This is a genomic window from Pararhizobium antarcticum, from assembly GCF_001885585.1.
In the GTDB taxonomy this organism is placed as follows: domain Bacteria; phylum Pseudomonadota; class Alphaproteobacteria; order Rhizobiales; family Rhizobiaceae; genus Pararhizobium; species Pararhizobium antarcticum.
In genome coordinates this window covers 233,522-257,441 of the sequence record NZ_LSRP01000001.1, presented here as the reverse complement: position 1 = coordinate 257,441, position 23,920 = coordinate 233,522, and the positions used below count along the sequence as shown (strand labels likewise).

22 protein-coding genes are annotated in these 23,920 nt (G+C 61.6%); 8 read left to right on the top strand and 14 right to left on the bottom strand.

Translation table 11 applies throughout. The features are described 5' to 3' along the window. Nucleotides 1–20: 20 nt before the first annotated feature. The 7 genes from AX760_RS01120 to AX760_RS01090 all read right to left on the bottom strand — a co-directional run bounded on the left by AX760_RS01120 (nucleotide 21) and on the right by AX760_RS01090 (nucleotide 8,860). Nucleotides 21–1,109 carry an ABC transporter ATP-binding protein gene (locus AX760_RS01120; protein WP_071830981.1) on the bottom strand — a complete coding sequence of 363 codons (1,089 nt, stop codon included), beginning with the start codon at nucleotides 1,107–1,109 and terminating at the stop codon, nucleotides 21–23. 10 nt (nucleotides 1,110–1,119) lie between these two features. Continuing rightward, complete coding sequence (locus AX760_RS01115; RefSeq protein ID WP_071830980.1) at nucleotides 1,120–3,369, bottom strand: glycoside hydrolase family 2 protein; 2,250 nt, start codon at nucleotides 3,367–3,369, stop codon at nucleotides 1,120–1,122. Nucleotides 3,370–3,379: 10 nt separating this feature from the next. Then, nucleotides 3,380–4,219 (bottom strand): carbohydrate ABC transporter permease, encoded by an 840-nt coding sequence (locus tag AX760_RS01110; protein WP_071830979.1) that lies wholly within the window; start codon nucleotides 4,217–4,219, stop codon nucleotides 3,380–3,382. Next, entirely contained in the window at nucleotides 4,216–5,112 is an 897-nt protein-coding gene (locus AX760_RS01105) for a carbohydrate ABC transporter permease (RefSeq protein ID WP_071830978.1), read from the bottom strand. The genes AX760_RS01110 and AX760_RS01105 overlap by 4 nt, the downstream gene beginning before the upstream one ends. A 137-nt stretch (nucleotides 5,113–5,249) precedes the next feature. Beyond that, nucleotides 5,250–6,518, bottom strand: coding sequence for an ABC transporter substrate-binding protein (locus tag AX760_RS01100; protein ID WP_071830977.1), 1,269 nt, complete (start codon nucleotides 6,516–6,518; stop codon nucleotides 5,250–5,252). Between the two features lie 134 nt (nucleotides 6,519–6,652). Next, on the bottom strand, nucleotides 6,653–7,699 hold the full coding sequence (locus AX760_RS01095; protein ID WP_071830976.1) for a LacI family DNA-binding transcriptional regulator: 1,047 nt from the start codon (nucleotides 7,697–7,699) through the stop codon (nucleotides 6,653–6,655). Between the two features lie 252 nt (nucleotides 7,700–7,951). Then, complete coding sequence (locus AX760_RS01090) at nucleotides 7,952–8,860, bottom strand: homocysteine S-methyltransferase family protein (RefSeq protein ID WP_071831040.1); 909 nt, start codon at nucleotides 8,858–8,860, stop codon at nucleotides 7,952–7,954. A 234-nt stretch (nucleotides 8,861–9,094) separates the two neighbouring features. Between AX760_RS01090 and AX760_RS01085 the strand changes: the two genes are divergently transcribed. Then, nucleotides 9,095–9,565 carry an Lrp/AsnC family transcriptional regulator gene (locus tag AX760_RS01085; RefSeq protein ID WP_071830975.1) on the top strand — a complete coding sequence of 157 codons (471 nt, stop codon included), beginning with the start codon at nucleotides 9,095–9,097 and terminating at the stop codon, nucleotides 9,563–9,565. A gap of 33 nt (nucleotides 9,566–9,598) precedes the next feature. On the opposite strand, the gene AX760_RS01080 is transcribed toward AX760_RS01085, so the two are convergent. Beyond that, on the bottom strand, nucleotides 9,599–10,657 hold the full coding sequence (locus AX760_RS01080) for a LacI family DNA-binding transcriptional regulator (RefSeq protein WP_071830974.1): 1,059 nt from the start codon (nucleotides 10,655–10,657) through the stop codon (nucleotides 9,599–9,601). A 339-nt stretch (nucleotides 10,658–10,996) separates the two neighbouring features. Between AX760_RS01080 and AX760_RS01075 the strand changes: the two genes are divergently transcribed. From AX760_RS01075 to AX760_RS01045, 7 genes are all read left to right on the top strand, one after another. Then, a complete protein-coding gene (locus tag AX760_RS01075; protein WP_071830973.1) occupies nucleotides 10,997–11,974 on the top strand; it encodes a substrate-binding domain-containing protein in 978 nt (325 codons plus the stop codon). 85 nt (nucleotides 11,975–12,059) lie between these two features. After that, nucleotides 12,060–13,574, top strand: coding sequence for a sugar ABC transporter ATP-binding protein (locus AX760_RS01070; protein WP_071830972.1), 1,515 nt, complete (start codon nucleotides 12,060–12,062; stop codon nucleotides 13,572–13,574). Continuing rightward, the gene (locus AX760_RS01065) at nucleotides 13,567–14,565 is read left to right on the top strand and encodes an ABC transporter permease (protein ID WP_071830971.1); all 999 of its coding nucleotides are present in this window, start codon (nucleotides 13,567–13,569) and stop codon (nucleotides 14,563–14,565) included. The genes AX760_RS01070 and AX760_RS01065 overlap by 8 nt, the downstream gene beginning before the upstream one ends. Next, a complete protein-coding gene (locus tag AX760_RS01060) occupies nucleotides 14,562–15,557 on the top strand; it encodes an ABC transporter permease (protein WP_071830970.1) in 996 nt (331 codons plus the stop codon). The genes AX760_RS01065 and AX760_RS01060 overlap by 4 nt, the downstream gene beginning before the upstream one ends. 4 nt (nucleotides 15,558–15,561) lie before the next feature. Then, complete coding sequence (locus AX760_RS01055) at nucleotides 15,562–16,410, top strand: sugar phosphate isomerase/epimerase family protein (protein ID WP_071830969.1); 849 nt, start codon at nucleotides 15,562–15,564, stop codon at nucleotides 16,408–16,410. Between the two features lie 29 nt (nucleotides 16,411–16,439). Further along, nucleotides 16,440–17,954, top strand: coding sequence for an FGGY-family carbohydrate kinase (locus tag AX760_RS01050; protein WP_425348797.1), 1,515 nt, complete (start codon nucleotides 16,440–16,442; stop codon nucleotides 17,952–17,954). Next, nucleotides 17,951–18,652 carry a class II aldolase/adducin family protein gene (locus AX760_RS01045; RefSeq protein WP_071830968.1) on the top strand — a complete coding sequence of 234 codons (702 nt, stop codon included), beginning with the start codon at nucleotides 17,951–17,953 and terminating at the stop codon, nucleotides 18,650–18,652. The genes AX760_RS01050 and AX760_RS01045 overlap by 4 nt, the downstream gene beginning before the upstream one ends. Nucleotides 18,653–18,659: 7 nt before the next feature. Here AX760_RS01045 and AX760_RS01040 read toward each other — a convergent pair whose 3' ends face one another. Genes AX760_RS01040 through thiC form a run of 6 tightly spaced genes read right to left on the bottom strand, consistent with a single transcriptional unit; the run spans nucleotide 18,660 to nucleotide 23,867 of the window. After that, nucleotides 18,660–19,436, bottom strand: coding sequence for a hydroxymethylpyrimidine/phosphomethylpyrimidine kinase (locus AX760_RS01040; RefSeq protein ID WP_071830967.1), 777 nt, complete (start codon nucleotides 19,434–19,436; stop codon nucleotides 18,660–18,662). Next, a complete protein-coding gene (locus tag AX760_RS01035) occupies nucleotides 19,427–20,032 on the bottom strand; it encodes a thiamine phosphate synthase (RefSeq protein WP_071830966.1) in 606 nt (201 codons plus the stop codon). Before AX760_RS01035 ends, AX760_RS01040 begins: the two co-directional genes overlap by 10 nt. Next, nucleotides 20,029–20,802, bottom strand: a complete 774-nt coding sequence (locus AX760_RS01030) for a thiazole synthase (RefSeq protein ID WP_071830965.1) — start codon at nucleotides 20,800–20,802, stop codon at nucleotides 20,029–20,031. The genes AX760_RS01035 and AX760_RS01030 overlap by 4 nt, the downstream gene beginning before the upstream one ends. Nucleotides 20,803–20,804: 2 nt before the next feature. Then, a complete protein-coding gene (gene thiS, locus AX760_RS01025) occupies nucleotides 20,805–21,002 on the bottom strand; it encodes a sulfur carrier protein ThiS (RefSeq protein WP_071830964.1) in 198 nt (65 codons plus the stop codon). Then, nucleotides 20,999–22,033 carry a glycine oxidase ThiO gene (thiO, locus tag AX760_RS01020; RefSeq protein ID WP_071830963.1) on the bottom strand — a complete coding sequence of 345 codons (1,035 nt, stop codon included), beginning with the start codon at nucleotides 22,031–22,033 and terminating at the stop codon, nucleotides 20,999–21,001. The genes thiS and thiO overlap by 4 nt, the downstream gene beginning before the upstream one ends. Nucleotide 22,034: 1 nt before the next feature. Beyond that, complete coding sequence (gene thiC / locus AX760_RS01015) at nucleotides 22,035–23,867, bottom strand: phosphomethylpyrimidine synthase ThiC (RefSeq protein WP_071830962.1); 1,833 nt, start codon at nucleotides 23,865–23,867, stop codon at nucleotides 22,035–22,037. Nucleotides 23,868–23,920 lie beyond the last annotated feature (53 nt).

Genomic DNA, 23,920 nt, shown 5'->3' with positions numbered 1-23,920 from the left:
AGAATTGCCGGGTGCTGCGGCTAGCGGATACGGTTGCCGGCACTGTCGAAAAGGAAGGAACTGGCCGCGGAAAGACCGACGGTGAGCTTCTCGCGGCTGATTGCCGAGCGGGACTCGGCCCGTTCGATGATGATCCGTTCGTCTGCGGAGACATGGGCATAGACATAGCTGGTATTGCCGAGGTGCTCGGCGACATCGACCTCGACGACGAGGTCGGTATCGCCAGCGCCAGCTGCCCGGAAATGCTCCGGCCGGATCCCGATGCTGACCTCATCTCCTGTTTTTACGGCAGATGATGTTGCTGGAATGCGCAATTGTGCGTCCGGCTGGTTTTCAAGCGAAACCGTGATCACACCGCTGGCGACGGATGCGACCCGGGCTTTCAGGAAATTCATGCGCGGCGAACCGATGAAGCCGGCAACGAAGGTGTTGTTCGGGTTGTCATAGAGATCAAGCGGCGCACCGACTTGCTCGACGACGCCGGCTCGCAGCACGACGATCTTGTCGGCAAGCGTCATCGCCTCGACCTGGTCGTGCGTCACGTAGATGATGGTGGTCTTGAGCGTCTTGTGCAGCTTGGCGATCTCGACGCGCATGTGCACGCGCAGTTCCGCGTCGAGGTTGGACAGCGGTTCGTCGAACAGGAAGACATCCGGGTTGCGCACGATGGCACGACCGATGGCAACGCGTTGCCGCTGGCCGCCGGATAGCGCCTTGGGCTTGCGGTCCATCAGCGGGCCAAGTTCGAGAATGTCTGCCGCATCCGTGACGCGGCGTGCGATCTCATCCTTGGCCATGCCGGCGAAGCGCAGGGCAAAACCCATGTTTTCCCGCACGGTCATATGCGGGTAGAGGGCATAGGACTGGAAGACCATGGCGATGCCGCGTTTGGAAGGATCGACATCGTTCATCACAGTGCCGCCGATCGTCAGTTCGCCGGAGCTTATGTCCTCTAGGCCTGCAATCATCCGCAGCAGCGTCGATTTCCCACAGCCCGACGGCCCGACGAAAACGACGAACTCGCCGGTTTTGATCGACAGGTCGACGCCCTTGATGATCTCCAGTGCGCCGAAGCTCTTGCGTATCTCGGTGAGGCGGACATCGGCCATGATGGGTCTCTCAGTTGATGGTGAAAGCGGTGGTGCTGGTCGCGAAGCGGCGGCTGCTGACAGTCAGCGTCAGCGTGCCGCGCTCGTCGCCGGCCTCGATCCAGAACCCGGTGGCGCCGCCCTTCAGCGTGTGATCGGACGGGCCGATAATGCGGGCCGGACCTTCGAGCGAGAGCGATACCGGCTCCTCGAAGAACGGCAGAAGGTTGCCGCATTGGTCGAGCGCGCGAACGACGACACGCACGGCGTCCTTTTCTCCGGCCCGCAGCGCCGTGTCATCGGGGATAACCTCCAGCGTGGTCGGAACCGGATCGGCCGGTAGCGTCAGCGACTTCACGACCTTGCCGTCGACATAGCCGGTGAACGTGCCCTCGCGCCAGACACGGCCCCAGGTGCCGAATTCTTCGGGTGTCACGGACCGGAGATCGAGGACCACGGGCGGGTGCGCCAGATTCGGATAATTCTCCCTGTCGGGATAGACGCGCTTGGCCGGCCACTCCCCGAACGTCACCTCGATGTAATCGCAGTTTGTGAGGATGATGAGCGGCAGCACGCCGCCGATATTGCGTTCGCCACGCGCCCAGAATGTCACGGGCTGGAGCACGACGCCGTCCTTCGGCGCGCCCTGCGAGGCATAGGCATAGGCGGCAAGTTTCGGGATACGGTACATGTCGAGCACGCCGTGGTAGCAGATGCGGTCGCCCGCCCCGAAATCCTTGTGGGTGTTGTAGTCGAACATGCACCAGCCGGTGGAACCGGAAATATTGCTGTCGCCGGCCACCGCGTCCAGGATCAAAAGATGGCGCGTCACGTGTTCGGCCTGCCGCTGCTCCTGGTCGAAACGCTTGGTCGGATACATGTGCCCGTTATATTCGGTGATCATGTAGGGGATCTGCCGGGTGATGCCGGTGGTCTCCACCCGGTCGCGCAGGACGACGCGGCCGCGATTGTTTCCGGGCATTTCCTCCTGTCCCAAGATGAAGTCGTTCATCGTATAGACGTCTTCGAGCATTTCCGAGTTGGTGATGAAACGCACGCCGCCGGTCTGCCGTGTCGTGTCCAGTTCGCGGGCGAGCCGGTTCGTCTCGGCGTAGAATTCGTGATCGTCCTGGCTTTCGTTGATGCGCACGCCCCAGATGATGATCGACGGGTGGTTCCAGTCGCGCTCGATCATGCGGCGGACGTTCTCGATGGATTCCTTTTTCCATTCGTCCCCGCCGATGTGCTGCCAGCCGGGGATTTCCTCAAAGCACAGCAGCCCGATCTCGTCGCAGCGCTCGATAAACCATTTCGACTGCGGATAGTGCGAGGTGCGCACGATGTTGCAGGCAAGTTCGTATTTGAGGATGTCGGCATCCTTCTCCTGCGCCCGCCGGCCCATGGCATAGCCGGTGTGCGGCCAGCTCTGGTGGCGGTTGAGACCGCGCAGTTTCAGCGCGTGCCCGTTGAGGAGGAAGCCGTCGGGGGTGAATTCGGCAGTCCGGAAGCCGAAACGCTGCGTCACCCCGTCTTGCCCGTGTTCCGTCCCGAGCGCGAGCGTAAGGCTGTAGAGCACGGGATTGTCGATGTCCCAGAGATCGAGGCCGGTGAGGCCGTCGAATGACAGAAATGCGTCTTGACCGCTGACGGAGACAGAGGCAGTCGCGACTTCGCCGGCGCTCCCGTTCCGGTGGATCGTGGCGGACAGCGTGCCGGCAAACGGCCGGCCGTCCGGATTTGCGATGAAGATGCGCGCGGTGACCGATTTTCTTTCGGCAAGGGCGTCGGGTGTCTCGATCTTGACGTTTGAGATCGAGACCGGGCTTGCCACTTTCAGCCAGACGTCGCGGTAGATGCCGGCAAAGCAGAGATAGTCGATCTGCCCGCCGAAGGGCGGGATTTCAGGGTTTTCCGATCCATCGATCTTGACGGTTATGATGTTCTCGCCGCGCTTTAGATGTGGGGTCAAACGGGCTTCGAACGGCGTATAGCCGTCCTTGTGGGCGATGACCCTGTGGCCATTGAGATAAACCGCGCTATCGGCCATGGCGGCGTCGAAGACCAGCGAGACTTCGCGTCCCTCGAAGCTGTCGTCCCAGACCAGGACCTTCTGATAGGTAAAGGCTTTCTGATAGATGGTTTCATCGAAATAGTTGTAGGGGAGCTCCACCGCCGTGTGCGGCAGGCGGACGGTTTCACCGTTCAGCGGCCGATCGGTCGTGGCCGGGTCGAAACCCTCCGCAAAGATCCAGTTGCCGTTGAAGCTTTCATAACTGCGCATTGACGAAATCCTATTTCACGGAACCAAGCATGCCGGCCACGAACTGGCGCTGCATGATGAAGAAGACGAGGAGGGTGGGCAGCGTCGCGAGGATCGTACCGATCATGACGACGCCGAAATCGGGGTAGTAGGCGGAGGCGAGCGAAGAGACGACAAGGGTGATCGTCTTGGTCTCGTTGGACTGCAGCACGATCAGCGGCCAGAGATAGTTGTTCCAGCTGGTCATGAAGATGATCACGAACGCCGCGGCAAAGGTCGAGCGCATCACAGGCACGTAGATGTAGAGGAAGATCTGCCATTCCTTCAGCCCGTCGACCTTGGCCGCATCGCGCAACTCGGTCGGAAACGCCTTGGTCGACTGGCGGAAATAGAAGATGATGAAGGCCGATGCGATGGTCGGCAGCAGAATGCCGATATGGGTGTTGATCAGCCCGGCCCGTCCCATCATCATGAACAGCGGGATCATCAGGGCTGCGAACGGCACCATCAGGGTGAGCAGGACCAGCGCATAGAGGCGGTCGCGCATCTTCGAGCGGAACATCTCGAATCCATAACCGGCAAGCGACGAGACCGCGATCGTCAGCAGCGTCGTCAGGATAGACACCTTGGCCGAATTCCAGAACACCAGCGGCACGTCCACCTGGGTGAAGAAGTTCACCACATTGGTCGAGAAGGCCGCGCCAAAACTCGTCTTGCCCTTGATGATGTCGATCGATGTGTTGGTCGAGCTGATCAGCATCCAGAGGAAGGGAAACACCGAGACGAAGGCGGCGATCGACAGCGTGATATAGGTTGCGGTCTCGGGCAGAAGGCGGCGGACGCGCGGCGATGGTGTGGCGATCTGGGTCATGAACGCTCCCGTGCGGCATAGAATTGCAGGAAGGACAGAACGGCCACCATCAGGACGATGACGTAGGAGACCGTTGCGGCATAGCCGAAACTCGGCATGAAGCGGAAGGTCAGGTTGTAGATATAGAGGGACAGGGTGATCGTCGCATCCGCCGGGCCGCCCTTGCCCTCGGTCAGGTTATAGACCTCGTCGAAAAGCTGGATCGTGCCGATCGTCGAGATGATCGTGGTGAACAGGATCACCGGCTTCAGCATCGGTATGGTCAGGTGCACGAAGCGCGCCCAGGCGGGAACGCCGTCGATGCGGGCCGCCTCGTAGATCGACTTGTCGATGTTCTGCAGGGCCGCCAGGTAGAAGATCATGTTGTAGCCCGTCCAGCGCCAGGTAATCGCCAGAATGACCAGCACCTTTGCCCAGAAGGGCTCGGTCAGCCAGCCGATCGGCATGCCGATGAGACCAATGGCCATCAGTGCCTGGTTGATGACGCCATCGACCGAGAACATGCTCTTGAACAGCACCGAATAGGCGACCAGCGAGGCGACGCAGGGCAGGAAGATGGCGGTGCGGAAGAAGCCTGCGAATTTCAGCCGATCCATGTTCAGCAACGACGCCAGGATCAGCGCCAGCACGATCATGATCGGCACCTGGATGACAAAGAAGGTCGTGGTGTTGATCAGCGCCTTCAGGAACACCGGATCATTGGCGAGGCGGGTGATGTTCCCGAAGCCTGCGAATTTCAGCATCATGCCCTTGCCGGAATAAAAGGACAGAAACAGCGAACGGAAGATCGGATAGATCAGGAAGATGCCGATGAGGGTGAGGGCCGGGGCGATGAACAGCCAGCCGTTCACGTCGTAATAGCGCTTCAACCCGCCTGTTTTTGCAAGAGCCATGGTCGTCGTTCCGCTTCTGGAAGATTGGTCTGGTCGATCGCCTCTGCGCGCCGGGCGCCACCGGGCGGCCTTGTCGAAGGCCGCCCGCTTTCGCGGTGGACGGGCACGTCAGCACCCGTCGCTGGGAGGAGGACTGCTTACTGGATCTGGCCTTCGGCCTGACTCTGGATCTGCTTCAGGACCTCGTCGATATTGGCGCCCTGGGCAAGTGACGGAAGATGCGCAGTGACGGCCGTGTCCACCTCGTTGGTGAAGATGCCGTAGTTGACCGGCGGGACCTTCGAGAGCCAGTCGGAGAAGTTCTGCCAGACGGTTTCGCCGCCGAAGAACTCGTCCGCCTTCATGTAGGCTTCACCGGTGCGGGCCGCCAGCAGCGAGCCGACGGCGCCACGCTCCGTGAGGATCTTCTGGTAGAAGTCGATGTCCTTGGCGTAGGTTTCGTTGAGGAAAGCAATCGCCTCTGCCTTTTCAGCCGAGCTTTCCAGCACGTACCAGCTTGATCCGCCGAGATTGGAGGCATGCGTCGCGCCTTCGATGCCGAGGCTCGGAATGGGCGCAACGCCCCATTTTCCGGACTGGTCGGCCTGCGCCTTGACCGTACCGGTGATCCAGACGCCGGTGGTGACCGTCGCCACGTCGCCGGACGTGAAGCTGCCGACCCAGTCGGACCAGCCGGACGACGGCTTGTAGACGCCGGCCTGCAGGATCTTCTGCTGGGTTTCGAGTGCTGCCTTGAGGGCGGTGTTGTTTTCGATGCTCAGATTGCCCTCAGCATCGAAGTACCACTGGCCTGCCGACTGCATCAGGATGCGGGTAAAGCCGGCATCGGTGATGTCGAGGCCCATCATCTTCTTGCCGGTCTTTTCCTCGACCTGCTTGCCGATTTCGATGAAGCGATCCCAGGTGATGTCCTGGACATCCGCCGGCTTGAAACCGGCCTGCTCGAGATAGTCCTTGCGGTAGTAGAAGCCGGTGACGCCGCTGTCGAACGGCATGCCGTAGACCTTGCCGTCTACGGTCATCAGCTGCACCTTGTAGGGTGCGAAGCCGGAATAATCGACCGTGCCGCTCATCTCGGCAAAGGCGCCGGGGAAGGACTGGAGGTATTTCTGCGCGCCGTAGTCCTCGATCAGGACGATGTCCGGCAGCGCGTCGGTCGTGCCCGAAGACAGAGCTGTCTGCAGCTTCTGTTCAACGTCGGCCTTGGCAAAGTCGACGATGTTGAACGTTGTTTCCGGATGCTTGGCGGTGTAGCGCTCGCCGGCTTCCTTCATGATCGCGACGTTGAAGTTGGGGTCCCAGCACCAGATGGTCACTTCGCCGGCGAATGCGGCGGTGGTTGCAAAAAAGCTGGCACCGGCGAAAGCTGCAGCCGCAAAACGCGACAGAATTGTCCTGTTGTCCATGTATTCCTCCCGAGCGAATTTGGATCGGCATGGTCTCCTCCCGTGCCGATATGCAAAGATTTACCCAAAACTGGAAAACACGCAAGGAAAATTTAGTAAATATTTATTGCGCCTGCGAAGGGCTTTAAAAAGGCTCAGGAATTCATGGCCTTGCGACAGCTGTCCCTGTGAATCAGTTCTGTGGAAATGCGAACCTGCTTGCCATAGGCGCGACCGGCCAGGCGCTCCAGCAGGAGATCGACGGCGACTTCGCCGATGTGCTCGCCGTGAACCCTGACCGTCGACAGCGGCGGCATCAGGAATTGCGCGACGGGGATATCGTTGAACGAGATGACGCCGATGTCGTCCGGTATGGAAAGACCAGCCTCCTGGATGGCCCTGTAGGTGCCGATGGCCATATTGTCGTTGGATGTGACGATGACATCAGGCTTTTCCCGGAGTGCGAGCAGGTCGCGGGCGAGGCGATAACCGGTCTCCAGCCGAAGGCTTTGACCGGATGTGCAATCGGCAAGGGCCAGCAGTTCGGGATCGAACGTGCCATGCTGCTTCTGCCAGTCGATATACGCAGCGCAGCGCTTTTCGCCGAACGGGGTGACGGTGCCGTTCAGCTTTTCATGGCTGCCAATGAAGCCGATCCGCCTGTACCCGTTGGCCTGCAAGGATTCCAGGATCTTCACGGTGGCCATTCCCATATCGGAGAGGACACTGTCGATCTGCTCGATCCTCGGGTCGAAATCGGCAAAGACCACCTGCCTTGCATATTGCTGCAGCCATTCGATCTCGTTGTCGGAGTGTTTTCCGATGACGATGACGCCCGACGCGCCTTCCAGCAGCGAGGCCTCGGGAAGGGCATCGGAATGAAAGACCTTGACGATCTCGGTCTTGAGGTCGCGGCAGCGGTTTTCGATGCCGAGGCGGACGCCGACATAATAGGGATCGGCGATTTCATCGGACGGTTCGAGGAAGTGCACGATCACCAGTTTCGTCAAAAGGCTGGGCGCGGTTTGGCCGTTGGCCTTGTTGCGATTGCGCGGCGTCTCGTAGTTCAACGCCTCCGCCGTTTCGATGATCGCCTGGCGTTTTGCCGGAGAAATGGAAAGGGCGGGGTCATAGTTCAGGACCCGCGATACCGTGGCAGACGAGACGCCCACGGCCTTGGCGATTTCCTTGATCGTTACCATTCCCATCGTTCCATTTTTCCGCCTGCCGCCCAGCCTGCCACAGCCACGCATCGGAGGAAACAGATTTCAGTAAATTTTTACTGAGTGATTCCACGTTTTCACGCGTTTGTGGCGCCTAGCCCCGGCTTTGCTGCATATAGCCAAGGCCGGATCTGTTCAATCCCTGCCTTGCCGAGGCGCTTCACGGAAAAATTTACTGCGGCCCCGATCCCGGTCTCCAGGCCGATCCTTGCCGGTGCGTTGCGCTGGGGATCAGTATCTGAGCCTGTTTGCCAGGCGGTGGATATGCGCGGTTCCGACGCCACAGCAGCCGCCGATCAGCGATGCGCCGGCCTCCACCCAGCTTGCGGCGAAATCGCAATAGACATCCCCGGTCAGATCCTCGCGGGTGGCGTGGAGGGCCTCGTTGGCGGCGCCCTCTTCCTGAAGCGGTTCGAAGGCGTTGGCATAGACACCGATTGCGATCTGCGCCTTGTGTTCGCCAAAGATGTTTGCGGCCACGCGCACGGCGTCCGCCATCACTTCCGGACGACTGCAATTGAAGAGCAGGCCCTGAAGACCGGCGGAAACTGCCCAGGTTGCTGCCTGTTCAACGGTTTCGCCGGAACGCAGTCGTGGCAGACCGACGGTCGTTTCGGCGGGTGCGTCCGTCAGCGTGAAGGAAATCCACAGTGGTTTTCCGGTGCGGGCAACCGCCAGCCGCACGGCTTCACCCTCGGCGATCAGGGAGAGCGTCTCGCCCAGCCAGACATCGACGTAGGGTGAAAGACCGGCAACGAGGACGCAGAGATAGTCCTGGACCTTCGCCGGCTCGAAAAGCTGCGGCTCGTAGGACCCGAAAATCGGCGGCAGAGATCCGGCGACGCGCACCTTGCGTGCGGTAAACGCATCGGCTGCCTCGCGGGCCAACCGCCCGGACAGGGCGATCAGCGCTTCGCCCTCGGTGCGGAACCGGGTTTCGCCGATATGGAAGGGCACCAGGGCGTAACTGTTGGTGGTGACGACGTCGGCACCTGCCTCCATGAACTCCCGGTGCACGTCGCGAACGATGTCCGGCGTGTCAATCAGCGCCAGAGCCGACCACTCGGGCTGGCGCAGTTGCGCACCAAGGCGAACCAGTTCCCGGCTCATGCCGCCGTCGAGAATGAGGATATCGTTCATGGAATCGGCTCCGGTTGCGCGGTTTGCAGTCGGCCACGTCGGTATCGCAGCGCCCGGGCACATTAATAGGCCACTTCGACGTTCTGCCGCAAATTTTCACACAGAATGCGGCGTAAGCACACAATATCGCCCAATGAAACGGGAGAACCGCAGCCTGCTTGTTCTTGACGTCGTCGAAGGATATGCCTGCCACGCGGCACAAGCGCCGCTTGCGCCATGAACGGAGGCGTTGGAATGTCGGGACCACTCGATGCGTTTGACCGGAGCATTCTGGAGATCGTCCAGAGAAATTGCCAGTTAAAGGCTGAAGTCATCGCCGAGCAGGTCGGGCTATCGGCGTCTGCGGTGCAACGGCGGCTGAAGCGCATGCGCGAAGATGGCGTGATTGCAGCCGAGATCGCCGTCGTCGACAGGAAGGCAGCCGGCAATGCAATGACCTTCATCGCCGGCATGGAGATCGAACGCGAAAACTATGACGCGCTGTCGAAATTCCGCCTCTGGGCCGACAGGCAGGACCATATCCAGCAGGTCTATTATGTCACGGGTTCGGTCGACCTCATTGCCATCATTACGGCAAGGGATGTTGGCCACTACGACGAAATCACCGCCGGCATCATGGCGCAGAACCCGCAGATCCGGCGGATCCACACCAATGTCGTGCTGAAGGATATCAAGCTGGGCCTCTTCGTTCCCGTCGATGCCTGACCGGTCAAGGGTGGGCGCCGGGCCTTGTGGTTGTCAGTCGATGTCCTTCAGCGCATCCAGCGGGCCCATCAGCGCAGTGCGCGGCGGCACCAGTTCCGGGCGGATCAGGTGCAGTTGCGGTGCCGAGCGTGGCTGGTCGATGATTTCGAAGGCCTTGGCGATCATGCTTTCCACGTCCTGGCGGATCATGATGACGGGAAAGGGCAGGAAGGAACCGAACGGGTCGTAGTCGTAGCAGCCGACGACGATATCGGCGAAGGTCTCATGCGGATGCTGGCCGAGGAACCGCAGGAGGCCTTCGAAATTGATCGAGGAATTGATGAAAAAGGCGCGGGGCAGGTGGCCTTCACGCGCGTAGAAGGTTTCGAATGCCTTCTGGGTCATGGCTGGCGAATAGCCCGTTGGCTGGATGCATTCGTCCGGATCGACGCCGAAGATTTCGCGCTTCACCTCGCGGAAACCGCGGATACGCTCGCGGCTGGCATGGTCGTTGCGACCCCCGAACAGATAGAGTTCCTCCGGCTCTAGCGGTCGGTCACCCTGGCAATGGCGGATGATCGCCTCGGTCAGCAATCTGCCGCCTTCGTAGTTGTCGCTGATGACGGAATGGGTCTTGGTGCCGGGCAGGTCGAGATTGATGTGTTTGAGACCAGCCGCTTCGCAGACGGCATGCACGCCGTCCGGGTCGGTGGCGCCGGCGACGAAGAGTTCGTCGATAGAATATGAGATCAGCGTTTCCACCGTCCGGCGCTCTTCCTGCGGATCGCGGCAGGCGCTGACGACGATCGGGCACTGGCCGCGAGCGCGCACATGGGCCTCGAAGGTCTGGGCCATCGAAGAAAAATAGCGGTTGTCATGCACCGGCAGCAAGAGGCCGACGAGGCCGGAGCGCGAACTGCGCAGCCCGCGTGCCTGGAGGTTCGCCGTATATTGGTGTTTTTCGGCAAGGCTGCGGATCAGGTCGGCCGTGCTTTCCTTGATGCGGCGCTTCTGCCAGGTTCCATTGAGCACGGCACTGACGGTGGAAGCCGAACATCCCGACAGCACCGAGAGGTCGTAGATCGTCGCCTTCTTCTTGCTCTCTTGCCGCATGGTTCCCCCAGTCTTGCCCCAGTCCTTCCCCGGCCGTGCGGGCGGAAAAGCGCAGTGTTTCTAATGCATTGAATTCACCGCATAGAACGGGGAGCCAAAGCCTGCGAAATCCACTCATGCTCTAGTGCCAATCTCCCCTTGACGAAACAATAAATCTATTTGATATTAATTGCACCATCGATTGTGCAAAAAAGAAATATCGATTGTGCAGCGCGGTACCGCTTGAGGAGGCGGTTTGGAGGATAGGGCCAGCCCGCATCCATCCATGATCAGATTTGGAGGGTCCGTCGTCCCCGGCGGCCGGATTATGCCCCGATGGGGTTTGGAGGAGGAAATCGCATGAAGAAATTTGTTGTCGCGGCGCTTGCTGCGTCCTTGTCGCTTGGTGTTGCGTTTTCGGCATTCGCTGCCGACAAGGTGGGTGTGGTCGTCAAGATCGGCGGCATTCCGTGGTTCAACGCCATGGAGGCCGGCATCAAGGAGCAGGGTGCCAAGCTCGGTCTCGATGCCTTCATGGTCGGGCCGACCAGTGCCGATCCGGCGCTTCAGGTGCGCGCCATCGAAGATCTGATCGCCCAGGGCGTCAAGGTCATCGGCGTCGTACCGAATGATGCCAAGGTGCTCGAACCCGTGCTGCAGAAAGCCAAGGATGCCGGCATTTTCGTCGTCACCCATGAATCGCCGAGCCAGAAGGGCGCCGACTGGAACTTCGAACTGGCGTCGTCCACCGGTTTCGGTGAGGCGCATGGCAAGCTGCTGGCGGAAAAAATGGGCGGCAAGGGCGATTATGCTGTCTTCGTCGGTTCGCTGACCGTGCCTTTGCACAATGCCTGGGCCGATGCCGCCATCGCCTATATCAAGGCCAACCATCCGGACATGACGCTTGTTGGCGAACGCTATGGGGTGGCTGAAGATGTGGACAAGAGCCGGTCGACGGCGCTTGACCTGATCGCCGCCCATCCGAACCTTCATGGCTTCCTCGCTTTCGGCAGCCAGGGTCCGATCGGTGCCGGCCGTGCTGTCGAAGAGCGTCGCAAGACCGGCGAAATCTTCGTGCTCGGGCCGTTTTCGCCCGGCCAGGGCCAGAAGCTCATCAAGTCGGATGCCATTTCCGGCGGCTTCATGTGGAATCCGAAGCAGGCTGGCGAAGTCTTCGTCACCATGGCCGATCGCCTGATCAAGGGCGAAAGCGTCAAGGACGGCGACGACATTCCGGGTCTCGGTGTGATCAAGCCTGTTGGCAACGACATCATCGTCGACCAGTTGCTGCCGATCAACAAGGACACTGTGGACGAACTGGCCGGCATGGGCCTCTGATCCACAACAGGGTTCTCCCGACTGCTGGGCCGGCTTCGGCTGGCCCGGCAGGTTCCCTGACCGCATTTCCTGTTAGGCATTCCGAATGACCGAGCCCTCCGGCGCACATGCAGGCCCAAGGCCGCTTCTGTCCCTGCGCAACATCAATATGACCTTTGGCGGCGTCAAGGCGCTGAAGAATGTCAGTTTCGATGTCCTGCCGGGCGAAGTGCACTGCCTGGCCGGCGAAAACGGCTCCGGCAAGAGCACGTTGATCAAGATCATCACCGGCGTCTACCGCCCGGAACCGGGTGCTGTCATTGATTACGATGGCCAGACCTATGCGCAGATGTCGCCGGTCACGGCGCAGAACGGTGGTATCCAGGTGATCTGGCAGGACCTCGCTCTGTTTCCCGAGATGACCGTTGCCGAAAACATCGCCTTCCAGACCCTGCTCGGCCGCTGGCCGCGCTTCGTGAATTATGGACACATGCGCGAGATTGCGATCCGGGCCTTGAAAAAGCTGGGCGTGACGCTTGATGTCGACCTGCCGCTCAAGGACTTTCCGATCGCCCAGCGCCAGATCGTGGCGATCGCCCGCGCCCTGGTCGGCGAGGCGAAGATTGTCTTCATGGACGAGCCGACGGCGTCGCTGACCCAGTCCGAGACCGATCACCTGCTCGAGATCGTGCGCACGCTCTCGACTTCAGGCGTTGCCGTCGTGTTCGTCAGTCACCGGCTGGCCGAAGTGCTTGAGATTTCAAGCCGTCTGACGGTGCTGCGCGACGGCGCGCTTGTCGGCGTCTATCCGACCGAGGGTCTGACCCAGTCGCGGATCACCGAACTGATGACCGGCCGAACCTTCGACCAGCACGTGCGCGCCAAGACGCGCGACGCAAACCCCGTCGTGCTGGAGGTGAAGAACCTGACGCGACCGGGCCAGTTCGAGGATGTTTCCTTTACCGTCCGCAAGGGCGAAACGCTTGGCATCACCGGCCTGCTCGGCGCCGGGCGCACGGAAATCGCACTCTCCCTGTTCGGCATGTCGAAGCCGCAATCCGGCGAGATTTTTCTGGACGGCAAGCCCGTGCGGTTTTCCTCGAACCGCGAGGCAATCGAGGCCGGTGTCGCCTATCTTTCCGAGGACCGGCTGTCGCTTGGTCTGATCCAGCCACAGTCGATCGCCGACAATCTCGTGATTGCCTCGCTTGACGGCATTCGGTCCGGCGGCTTGCTGTCGGACGAGCGCAAGCAGCGGCTGGTTGCGCAATGGATCGCCGATCTCGGCGTCAAGATCGGCAAGCAAACCGATGCGATCTCGACGCTGTCGGGCGGCAACCAGCAGCGCATCGCGATTGCAAAATGGCTGGCGACCGATCCGAAACTCCTGATCCTCGATGCGCCGACCGTCGGTGTCGATGTCGGTGCGCGCGCCGGGATCTTCGAGATCGTTGCGAAACTGGCCGAAAGCGGTCTGGCGATCATCCTTATCTCCGACGAGGTGCCGGAGGTCTATTTCAACGCGGACCGCGTGCTGCATATGGCCGGCGGCCGGATCAGCGGCGCTTTTGATCCGCGTCAGTGCACGCTGAAGGACATCGAGGCTGCCGTCTATGCGTAAGATCATTCAATCCCACGCCACAGAATTTGCACTTCTCGCCGTCATCCTGCTCATCAGCCTGTTCCTGTCGCTGGCAACAGAGCGCTTCTTCACGCTCGGCAATGCCTTTGACCTTTTGAACACGAGTTCGGTCAACATCATCTTTGCCGTGGGCTTGCTGGTGGTGCTGATCGCCGGCGGCATCGACATCTCGTTCGCGGTCGCGGCCTCGGTCGTCCAGTATGTCGCGGCGCTTCTGCTGGAAAGCATCGGCGGTGGCGGCTGGATCTCCGGCCTTGTGATCGCGGCTGTTCTCGGCGTGTCGCTCGGCGCGATCAATGCGCTCTTGATCCACCGGTTCAAGATCATCTCGATCGTCGCCACCATCGCCACCTTCAATATCTATTTCGGCCTGCTGATGTTCTTCACGCGTGGCGTGTCGATCTACAATCTGCCGGACTGGCTGACGAGCCGCGTTATCCTGTTCGAGCATGAGATGGCCGATGGCAGCTGGGTGGAAATCACGCTTCCGGTTCTGGTCATGGTCGTCTGCGTCATCGCCACCTGGGTGCTGATCACCCGTACGACCACCGGGCGACAGCTCTATGCCTTCGGCGACAATCCGGAGGGCGCGCGCCGCTTCGGCATCAATGTCGGCGCCATGCAGTTCATCGCCTTTGGCTGGCTGGGCCTGATGGCCGGCATCGCGGGTCTGATCCAGGCGCACTATGCGCAGGAGGTCGTGCCCAATGCGCTTTACGGCCGTGAACTGGATGTTCTCGCAGCGGTGGTTCTCGGCGGCGCGCGCCTGGGCGGCGGCAAGGGCACGGTGCTCGGCTGCGTGCTCGGCGTGCTGATGATTTCGATTACCCAGAACGGCCTCAACCTGATGGGTGTCTCGCCCTTTGCCTTCAAGATGATCATCGGCGCCATCATCCTGGTCGCGATCACGCTGTCCAACACCAGCATCGAGCGTCTCTTGCCATTCATGCGGGAAGGAGCGCGCCGATGAGATCCTTCCTCAACCGCGTCTCGCATTGGGTCGGTCCTGACATTGCCGGGCCGGGGGCCGCCTTCATTGCCGTGATGATCGTCTTCAGCATCGGCTCGCCGCAGTTCCTGACGGGGGCGACCTTTGGCTCCGTGGCGTTCCAGTTGCCCGAGCTCGGGCTGTTGACGCTCGCCATGCTCCTGCCGATCCTGACCGGCGGGCTCAATCTGGCCATCACCTTCACCGCCAATATCGCCGGCCTGACGGTCGCCTGGTACCTGCAGAAGAATGGCGGTGTCGATGCCGGACCTGGCGCCTTCCTGATCGGCAGCCTGCTGGCCATCGGCGTCGGCGCTTTGAGCGGCCTGCTGATGGGCCTGGTCATCGCCTATACCAAGGCGCATCCGATCCTGGTCTCGCTGTCGATGATGATCTTTCTGCGTGGCCTTGGCGAATTCCTGACGCGCGGCGGCGATGTCTCCGGTTTCCCGGCCTTCCTGCAGCCGATCGGTCACGGCAGCATTCTCGGCGTGCCGATCCCGCTTCTGATCCTCATCGCCTGCGTACTCCTCTGGCATGTGCTCCTGACCCGCACCAAGCTCGGCTTCGGCACCTATATGATCGGGTCCAACATCGAGGCCGCGCGCTATTCGGGCATCAACACCCGCAAGGTGCTCGTGCTCGTCTACATGCTGTCGGGTGCGATGTGCGCGATAGCCGGCATCATCATGCTGGCGCGGTTCAATTCGGTGCGGGTCGGCCACGGCGAATCCTACCTGTTGATCACGGTGCTGGCCTGCTTCCTCGGCGGGGTCAATCCGTTCGGCGGCTTCGGCCGGGTCATTCCGGTCTTCCTCGCGCTGGTCGTGCTCCAGCTTCTGTCATCGGGGCTCAATCTGATGGGCGCCAACCAGCACTTAGCAACCGCCGTCTGGGGCATCCTGCTCATCGCCGTGATGCTGCTGCGCTGGGCATCCTCGCATTTCAAGATTTTCAAACGCAAGAAGGGATAGGACCATGGAAGGTTTTGGCGTTCACACAAGCATGTGGACAATGAACTGGAACCGCGAGGGCGCGGAAAAGGCAATTGCCGCCGCGGTGAAGTACAAGATGGATTTCATCGAGATCGCGCTCTTGAACGCGCCTGCGGTCGATGCGGATCACAGCCGCAAGCTTCTGGAAAAACACCAGTTGCGCTCGGTCTGCTCGCTCGGCCTGCCGGAACATGCCTGGGCTTCCGTGCATCCCGAAAAGGCCGTCGAGCATCTCACGGTCGCCATCGACAAGACGGCGGACATGGGCGCCGAGGCCCTGTCCGGCGTGATCTTCGGCGGTATCGGCGAGCGCACCGGCGTGCCCCCGACCGAGAAGGAATATGACAACATCGCCCGCGCATTGCAGGCGGCGGCGAAACACGCCAAGACACGCGGCATCCAACTGGGGGTCGAAGCGGTCAATCGCTATGAAAACCACCTGATCAACACGGCGGCGCAGGCGGTCGATATGATCGAGCGCGTCGGTGCCGATAATGTCTTCGTTCACCTCGATACCTATCACATGAACATTGAGGAAAAGGGTGCGGCCAACGGCATTCTCGTGGCCCGCGATCACCTGAAATACATCCATCTCTCCGAAAGCGACCGCGGTACGCCCGGCTACGGCAATGTGCCCTGGGACGAGATCTATGCGGCGCTTGCCGCGATCGGCTTCAAGGGCGGGCTGGCAATGGAGAGCTTCATCAATATGCCGCCGGAGGTCGCCTACGGGCTTGCGGTCTGGCGCCCGGTTGCCAAGGACGAAGCGGAAGTCATGGGCAACGGCCTGCCCTTCCTGCGCAACAAGGCGGCGCAATACGGCCTGATCTGACGCGAACGCTCAACGGAAAGGACCATCGGATGGCGAAGGAGATGCGGGAAAGACCAGACGCCCGCATCGCCGTGCTCGATGTCGGCAAGACCAATGTCAAGCTGAGTGCCGTCTGCCAAGACGGGACGATCCTGGAAACAGTTTCCGTCGCCAACCGGGTCGTGGACGGACCGTTTTGGCGGGAACACGATCTTGTCGGGATCGGAGACTGGGTGATGTCATCGCTGACAGAGCTTTGCCTTCGCCACGACATCACAGCCGTCGTCACCTCCGGTCATGGGTCCGGCGGTGTTCTCGTCGGGGGTGACCCGGATCACAATGGCGACGGTGCGGCGCTGCCGATGATCGACTACGAGCAGCCGCTGCCGGAAGACATCCGGCTCGGTTATGTGCCGCTGTCCGGCTCGTTCTTCGATCGTGGCAGCGCGTTGATGCTCGGGGCCACGCATCAGGCGAGGCAGATGTACTGGATGCAGCAGGTCCAGCCGGAGGCCTTCGCCAAGGCCCGGTGGTTTCTTGGCGTCCCGCAATACTGGGCCTGGCGACTGAGCGGCGTCGCTGTTTCGGAAGCCACCTTTCTTGGCGCCCAGTCGCATTTCTGGAACACGGTCGAACGGCACTGGGCGCCGATTGTCGCGGCCTGCGGCTGGCAGGCTCTGATGCCGCCCTTTGCTGCGGCATGGCAGAGGATCGGCAAGATCCGGCCTGCACTTGCGGATCGCTACGGTATCGCGCGGGATATCGATGTGCTCGCCGGCATCCATGACAGCAGCGCCAATTTCTATCGCTACCAGGCGGCCGGTCTTGAGCAAGCAACAGTGGTCTCGACGGGAACCTGGATCGTCGCGCTCAGCAGCACGGTTGCACTCGCGCGGCTGGACGAACATCGCGGCATGACCTGCAATGCTGATGTCGACGGCCGGCCAGTGGGCGGCGCGCTGACCATGGGCGGGCGCGAGTTTTCCCTTGTTGCTGGTCAGCAGGCAGAGGGGCCGCCGGTTTCCATCGAGACACTTCTCCGTCTGGTGGACCGGGGCACGATGGCGTTGCCATCCTTCGGCGACGATGACGGGCTGTTTCCCGGCAGCGCCGGACAGGGCCGTATCGTCGGGCCTTTGCCAGGTGATCCGGCCGAGCGCAAGGCGCTTGCGGTGCTCTATACCGCGCTCCTGACAGCGGAATGCCTCGATGCGCTCGGCAGCGAAGGCCTCGTGGTGCTCGATGGCAATTTCCTGCGCGAGCCGCTTTATGCCGGGCTCGTGGCTGCCTTGCGTCCTGGTCGAGAGACACTCTACAGCCTTGATGCCTATGGCGTGGCCTCCGGTGCCGCGCTTCTGGCCGGCCATGCAACACGACGGGACAAGGCGCCGATCGCGCTCAATACGCCGGTTTCCATCGCCTTTCCTTCTATCCCCGGCACAGGCGATGCTCTTGCCGGCTACGCGCAGCGCTGGCGTCGGCTTTCGCGCTCCAACACACAGCTTCACACCGATACACAGGCCCACCCCAAACCGGGGAATATGACAGAAAGGTCTACACCATGAGCACCACTTCCACGGACGTTGCGGCGCTGCGCCGCGAAATGGTCGATATCTGCCGAAGGATGAATTCGAGCGGCATCAACCAGGGAACTGCCGGCAACCTATCGGTGCGCACCGATACCGGGTTCCTGATCACGCCGTCTTCGCTGCCCTATGATACGATGCAGCCGGAAGACCTCGTGGAGATGGATTTAGACGGCACCTATGTCGGCCGCCGCCCGTCCTCGGAGTGGCGTTTCCACCGCGATATCCTGCGCCAGCGGACCGACATCAATGTCGTGCTTCACTGCCATTCGATTTATGCGACGACGCTGGCCTGCCATCACAAGACCATTCCGAGCTTCCATTATATGACCGGTATTGCCGGCGGTACCACCGTGCGCTGTGCCGGTTATGCGACCTTCGGCACGCAGGCCCTGTCCGACAATGCGCTTACAGCACTGAAAGACCGCACCGCCTGCCTTCTTGGTCAGCACGGTCAGATCTCGCTTGGCAAGGATCTCGAAAGCGCCCTTTGGATGGGAATCGAGATCGAGACCCTGTCGCGCATGTATGTACAGGCGCTGACGCTTGGCGAGCCGCCGGTGCTGCCCGATGATGAGATGGAACGGGTCATCGCCCAGATGCGCCGCATGAGCTATGGCAATGCGCCCGATCCGGAAGGCGTCAACGATCTTGCCCGGCCGCGCGCGCAGGCCTGACCCGGATTTATCCGCCTGCCGCCGGGGGAGTGCCCTCGGCACGCAGCTTGTCGAAGACATGCGCCTTTGCATGGCGGATGCTGTCGTCCAGCGGGTGACCTGCTGCCAGATGGATGGCGATGGCGCTTGCCAGCATGCAGCCGGTGCCCCGCATGCTGGCGGAGAGACGCGGAGCGTCGAACCGCGCAACCGTTCCGTCGGCAGCTACCAAAAGGTCCGTCGATCGAGGGCCTGCCGCATGACCGCCCTTTATCAGGATCGCATTCTTTCCTGAAAGCAGAGTGCGCGCCTGCACGATCGCTGCGTCATCGCCGGCTGCAGGATGCGATGCGCCGGCGAGCAGGGCGAGTTCCGGAAGGTTCGGGGTGACGAGACGGCAGAGCGGCATCAGGTCCTGTTTCAGGCTTTCGATTGCGTCCACGCTGAGGAGGCTGCCGCCCGACGAGGAAACAAAAACCGGGTCGAGCACGACCGGCAGGTGTCTGTGTTCGCCAAGCACGGCCGACACGGCTGCAATGATTTCCCGGCTTGCCAGCATGCCGATCTTGATCGCGGCGACGGGGTTTGCCTCGAGTGCAGCCCGCATCTGCGCCGCCACAAGATCGGCGTCGAGCGTTTCCACTGTTCGGACGGCAGCATGGGTCTGGACCGTGATCGCCGTGACCGCAAGGCAGGTCCTGCCACCAATCGCAGCGATGGTCTCGATATCGCGGGCAATGCCGGCGCCACCGGAAGAATCGCTTCCGGCGATGACGAGCACACAGGGGGGCGCGTCTAGCGCCATGCTTTTGTCTTCTCGATCCATTGCCGTGTCCGTTTTTCCGGGTCTTCGTTCAGGGTGATGTCGGTGACGACGGCGGCGCTGTTGGCACCGGCTGCAAAGACCCCGTCCAGCCGATCGATGGTAAGTCCGCCGATCGCCACCAGCGGCAACGCCCCGATTTTCTGTTTCCAGTCGGAAAGCCGCTCGAGCCCCTGCGGTGCCCAGGGCATCTTTTTCAGGATCGTCGGATAGACCGGGCCGAGCGCAATATAATCGGGCCTGGCGGCAAGGGCTGTTTCGAGTTCGGCCTCGTCGTGGGTGCTCAGCCCAAGCTTCAGTCCGGCCTTGCGGATTGCCGGCAGATCGGCAGTCGCCAGATCCTCCTGTCCGAGATGGATGAAATCGCAGCCTTCTTCGATGGCCAGTTGCCAGTAATCGTTGACGACCAACTGGCAGTCATATTGGCCACAGATTTCTCTTGCCCTGCGGATTTCAGCCCGCACGACCGGCTCCGGCGCATCCTTGATGCGCAATTGCAGGAGCTTGACGCCGAGGGGCACGAGGCGGTCGATCCAGGCGGCGCTGTCGACGATCAGGTAGAAGGGGTCGAGCCTCACGAGAACACCGCCTTGCCGATAACCGGTGTCGAGGGCACCGCCATGTCGCGCGGTTCCAGAAGTCCGGCCTGATAACCGGAACGGCCAGCTTCGACAGCTCTGGCGAAGGCTCCGGCCATCTGCACCGGGTCGCCAGCGCCGGCAACAGCCGTGTTCAGGAGAACGGCATCGAAGCCGAGTTCCATGACGAGGGCTGCGTGCGATGGACGACCGAGGCCCGCATCGACGATCAGCGGCACGTCAGGGAAATGTGCGCGCATGCTGCGCAGCGCTGGAATGTTCTGCGGTCCCATGGCGCTGCCGATCGGCGCACACCAGGGCATCAGCACCCTGCAGCCGGCATCGAGCAGTTTTTCGCCGACCACCAGATCGTCGGTCGTATAGGGGAAAACCTCGAAACCCTCAGCACAGAGGATGCGGGCAGCTTCCACCAGCGCGAAGACATCCGGCTGCAGCGTGTCCTGATGGCCGATGACTTCGAGCTTGACCCAGTTGGTGCCGAACACCTCGCGCGCCATCTTCGCGGTCAAAACCGCTTCGGATGCCGTGTGGCAGCCGGCGGTGTTGGGCAGGATGCGCCGGCCAAGGTCGCGGATCATGCCGAAGAAGGCGCCGCCCTGTTGTCCGCGCGCCATTTCGCGGCGGAGCGACACGGTGAGGATTTCGGTTTCCGAGACGATGATCGCGTCGGCAAGGATGGCCGGAGAGGGGTAGCGCGCTGTGCCGAGCAGCAGGCGTGATGAGACGGGCGTTGCGTAGAGTTCGAGCATGTTCAGCCTCCCTGCATCGGGGAAAGGATTTCGATCCGGTCGTGGTCGCTGAGAACTCGCGACGCACGGTCCTTTCGGTGGACGATCTCGCCGTTGACAGCCGTCGCCAGCCAGTCGCCTTCGTAGTCGAGCGTCACGAGCAGGTCGGCCAGCGTCGCGCTTTCGAGATCCTCGTTTTCGCCGTTGACGATCAGTTTCATGGCGCAACTCCTTCCTGTGCGGGAACGCGTGTTGGGTGGATTGGTCTCCGCTGCGATCGATGGGCTCGGCCCGCGCCTGCACCGATTGTCTCGGCGACCTGACGCGCCATGGCCGGCGCCAGAAGAAAGCCGTGGCGGTAAAGGCCGTTGACGAAAATCTGCCGGTCCTGCTCGATCATTTGCGGCAGGTTGTCGGGAAAGGCGGGGCGAATGCCGGTGCCGGTCTCGATCAGTTGCGCCTCGCCGAAGCAAGGATGCAGCGTGTAGGCGGCATTGAGCAGTTCCATCAACGAGCGGGCGGTGATCGGACCTTTATCTTCACTCTCGATCATCGTCGCGCCGACCATGAACAGGCCGTTGTCACGCGGGACAATGTAGAGCGGAATGCGCGGATGCAGCAGGCGGACGGGGCGTGACAGCGTGATCTCGGACGTCTTGAGAACAAGCATTTCGCCACGCACCGCGCGCAGGTCGTTGAGGCTTCCGATCCGGTGGCGTCCGGTGCAGTCGACGACCCTGTCGAAGCCGGCCTGTTCTTCGTCCGGATCGATGCCGAAAGAAAAGGCGACGCCCATGCCGAGCAGTTTCAAATGAAGGCTCGCCAGTGCCGCGCGCGGATCGAGATGCGCCTCGTTGCGGAAGAACAGCGCCTGGCGAAAACGACCGGCCAGCGCCGGCTCCAGTGCTGCTATACCCGCCTCGTCCAGCCAAGTGAAACCGGAGGTGCGGCTGGCGAAGCGCCGCAATTCCGCGTCATCGCGTGCCGGAGCGACCACCAGCGTGCCGTTTCGACGAACATGGCCGGGCAAGGCCGCGTTCCACCAGTCTGCAGCCTTGCTGCCGAGCGTCAGCACCGCATCGGGTGCGCTTTCGCGTTCGCACCAGGGCGCCAGCATGCCGCCGGCGTAACCGGACGCGCCGGTGCCGACACCGGGTGCCGTATCGACGACCTTGACCGTGACGCCGGCAATTGCGAGTTCATGGGCGATGGTGAGGCCGGCAACGCCGGCCCCCTTGATCAGAACCCGCATGTCACTCTCCGGCTGGTGCGTCGGGCGTTTCACTCAGCGGCACGTAGAGCTTGCCGCCTTCCCGGAATTTGGCCGCCATTGCCTCCAACCCTTCCTTCTGCGCCTCGGCGCGGATGTCGTGGGAAATCCGCATCGAGCAGAATTTGGGACCGCACATGGAGCAGAAATGCGCGACCTTGTGGGCTTCCTTCGGCAGGGTCTCGTCGTGGAAGGCGCGTGCGGTTTCCGGATCCAGGGAGAGGTTGAACTGGTCCTCCCAGCGAAACTCGAAACGGGCTCTCGACAGGGCATCGTCGCGCATCTGGGCTGCCGGATGCCCCTTGGCCAGATCGGCTGCGTGGGCGGCGATCTTGTAGGTGATGACGCCGATCTTGACGTCGTTCCGGTCCGGCAGACCCAGATGCTCCTTCGGCGTCACATAACAAAGCATCGCGGTTCCGAACCAGCCGATCATCGCCGCGCCGATACCAGAGGTGATATGGTCGTAGCCTGGCGCGATGTCGGTGGTCAGCGGTCCGAGCGTATAGAACGGGGCTTCGCCGCAGACTTTCAGCTGCTTGTCCATGTTCTCCTTGATCTTGTGCATCGGCACGTGGCCGGGCCCTTCGATCATCACCTGGCAATCTTTTGCCCAGGCGATCTGCGTGAGTTCACCGAGCGTTTCCAGTTCGGCAAACTGCGCGGCGTCATTGGCGTCGGCGATGGAGCCCGGACGCAGGCCGTCGCCCAGCGAAAACGAAACGTCATAGGCCCGGCAAATGTCGCAGATCTCGTCGAAATGCTCGTAGAGAAAGCTTTCCCTGTGATGGTGCAGACACCACTTGGCCATGATCGACCCACCGCGCGAAACAATACCGGTGACCCGGTTGACGGTCAGCGGGATATAGGCGAGGCGCACGCCGGCATGGATGGTAAAGTAATCGACGCCCTGTTCGGCCTGCTCGATCAGCGTGTCGCGATAGACTTCCCATGTCAGGTCCTCGGCGATGCCGCCCACCTTTTCCAGCGCCTGATAGAGCGGCACGGTGCCGATCGGCACGGCAGAATTGCGGATGATCCAGTCGCGGATATTGTGGATGTTGCGGCCGGTGGAGAGGTCCATGACGGTATCCGCGCCCCAGCGAATGGCCCAGACCATTTTCTCGACCTCCTCGGCCATCGAGGATGTGACGGCGGAATTGCCGATATTGGCATTGATCTTCACCAGGAAATTGCGGCCGATGATCATCGGCTCCAGTTCCGGGTGGTTGATGTTGGCGGGGATGATGGCCCGACCGGCAGCAACCTCCTGGCGGACGAATTCACCGGTCACGTGATCGGGAATATGGGCGCCGAAACTTTCACCATCGCGGATCAGCGGTGATGTGGGGGCAGCGCGCCCGAGGTTTTCGCGGATGGCGATGTATTCCATTTCCGGCGTGATGATGCCGGCACGGGCATAGGCCAGCTGGGTGACCGCCTTGCCGTTGATTGCCCGCCACGGTGCATGGCGCACGGGGAATTCCGGCGTCAGCCTCTCGCCGGAGACAAAGCCGTTGTCCTCCGGCTTCACATGGCGGCCGTCATAGGTCTCGATATCGTCGCGCTGCGCAAGCCAGTTTTCGCGCAGGCGCGGCAAGCCGTTTTCGATGCGGACGCTGTGGCTTTCGTCCGTATAGGGACCGGAGGAATCGTAGACGATGACCGGTGGTTCGCCGGCGGTCGGGTGCAGGCTGATTTCGCGCATGGGCACGCGCAGATCGGGGTGGAGGGTGCCGGATGTGTGGATCTTGCGCGAGGCGGGCAGCGGGCCTTGCGTGACAGTCGGATGGATGGTCTTGGCGGCGATATTCATCGTGAGGCTCCAATGTTGCGTTGGAGACCCAGTTCTGGAGAGCCGGAAAGATG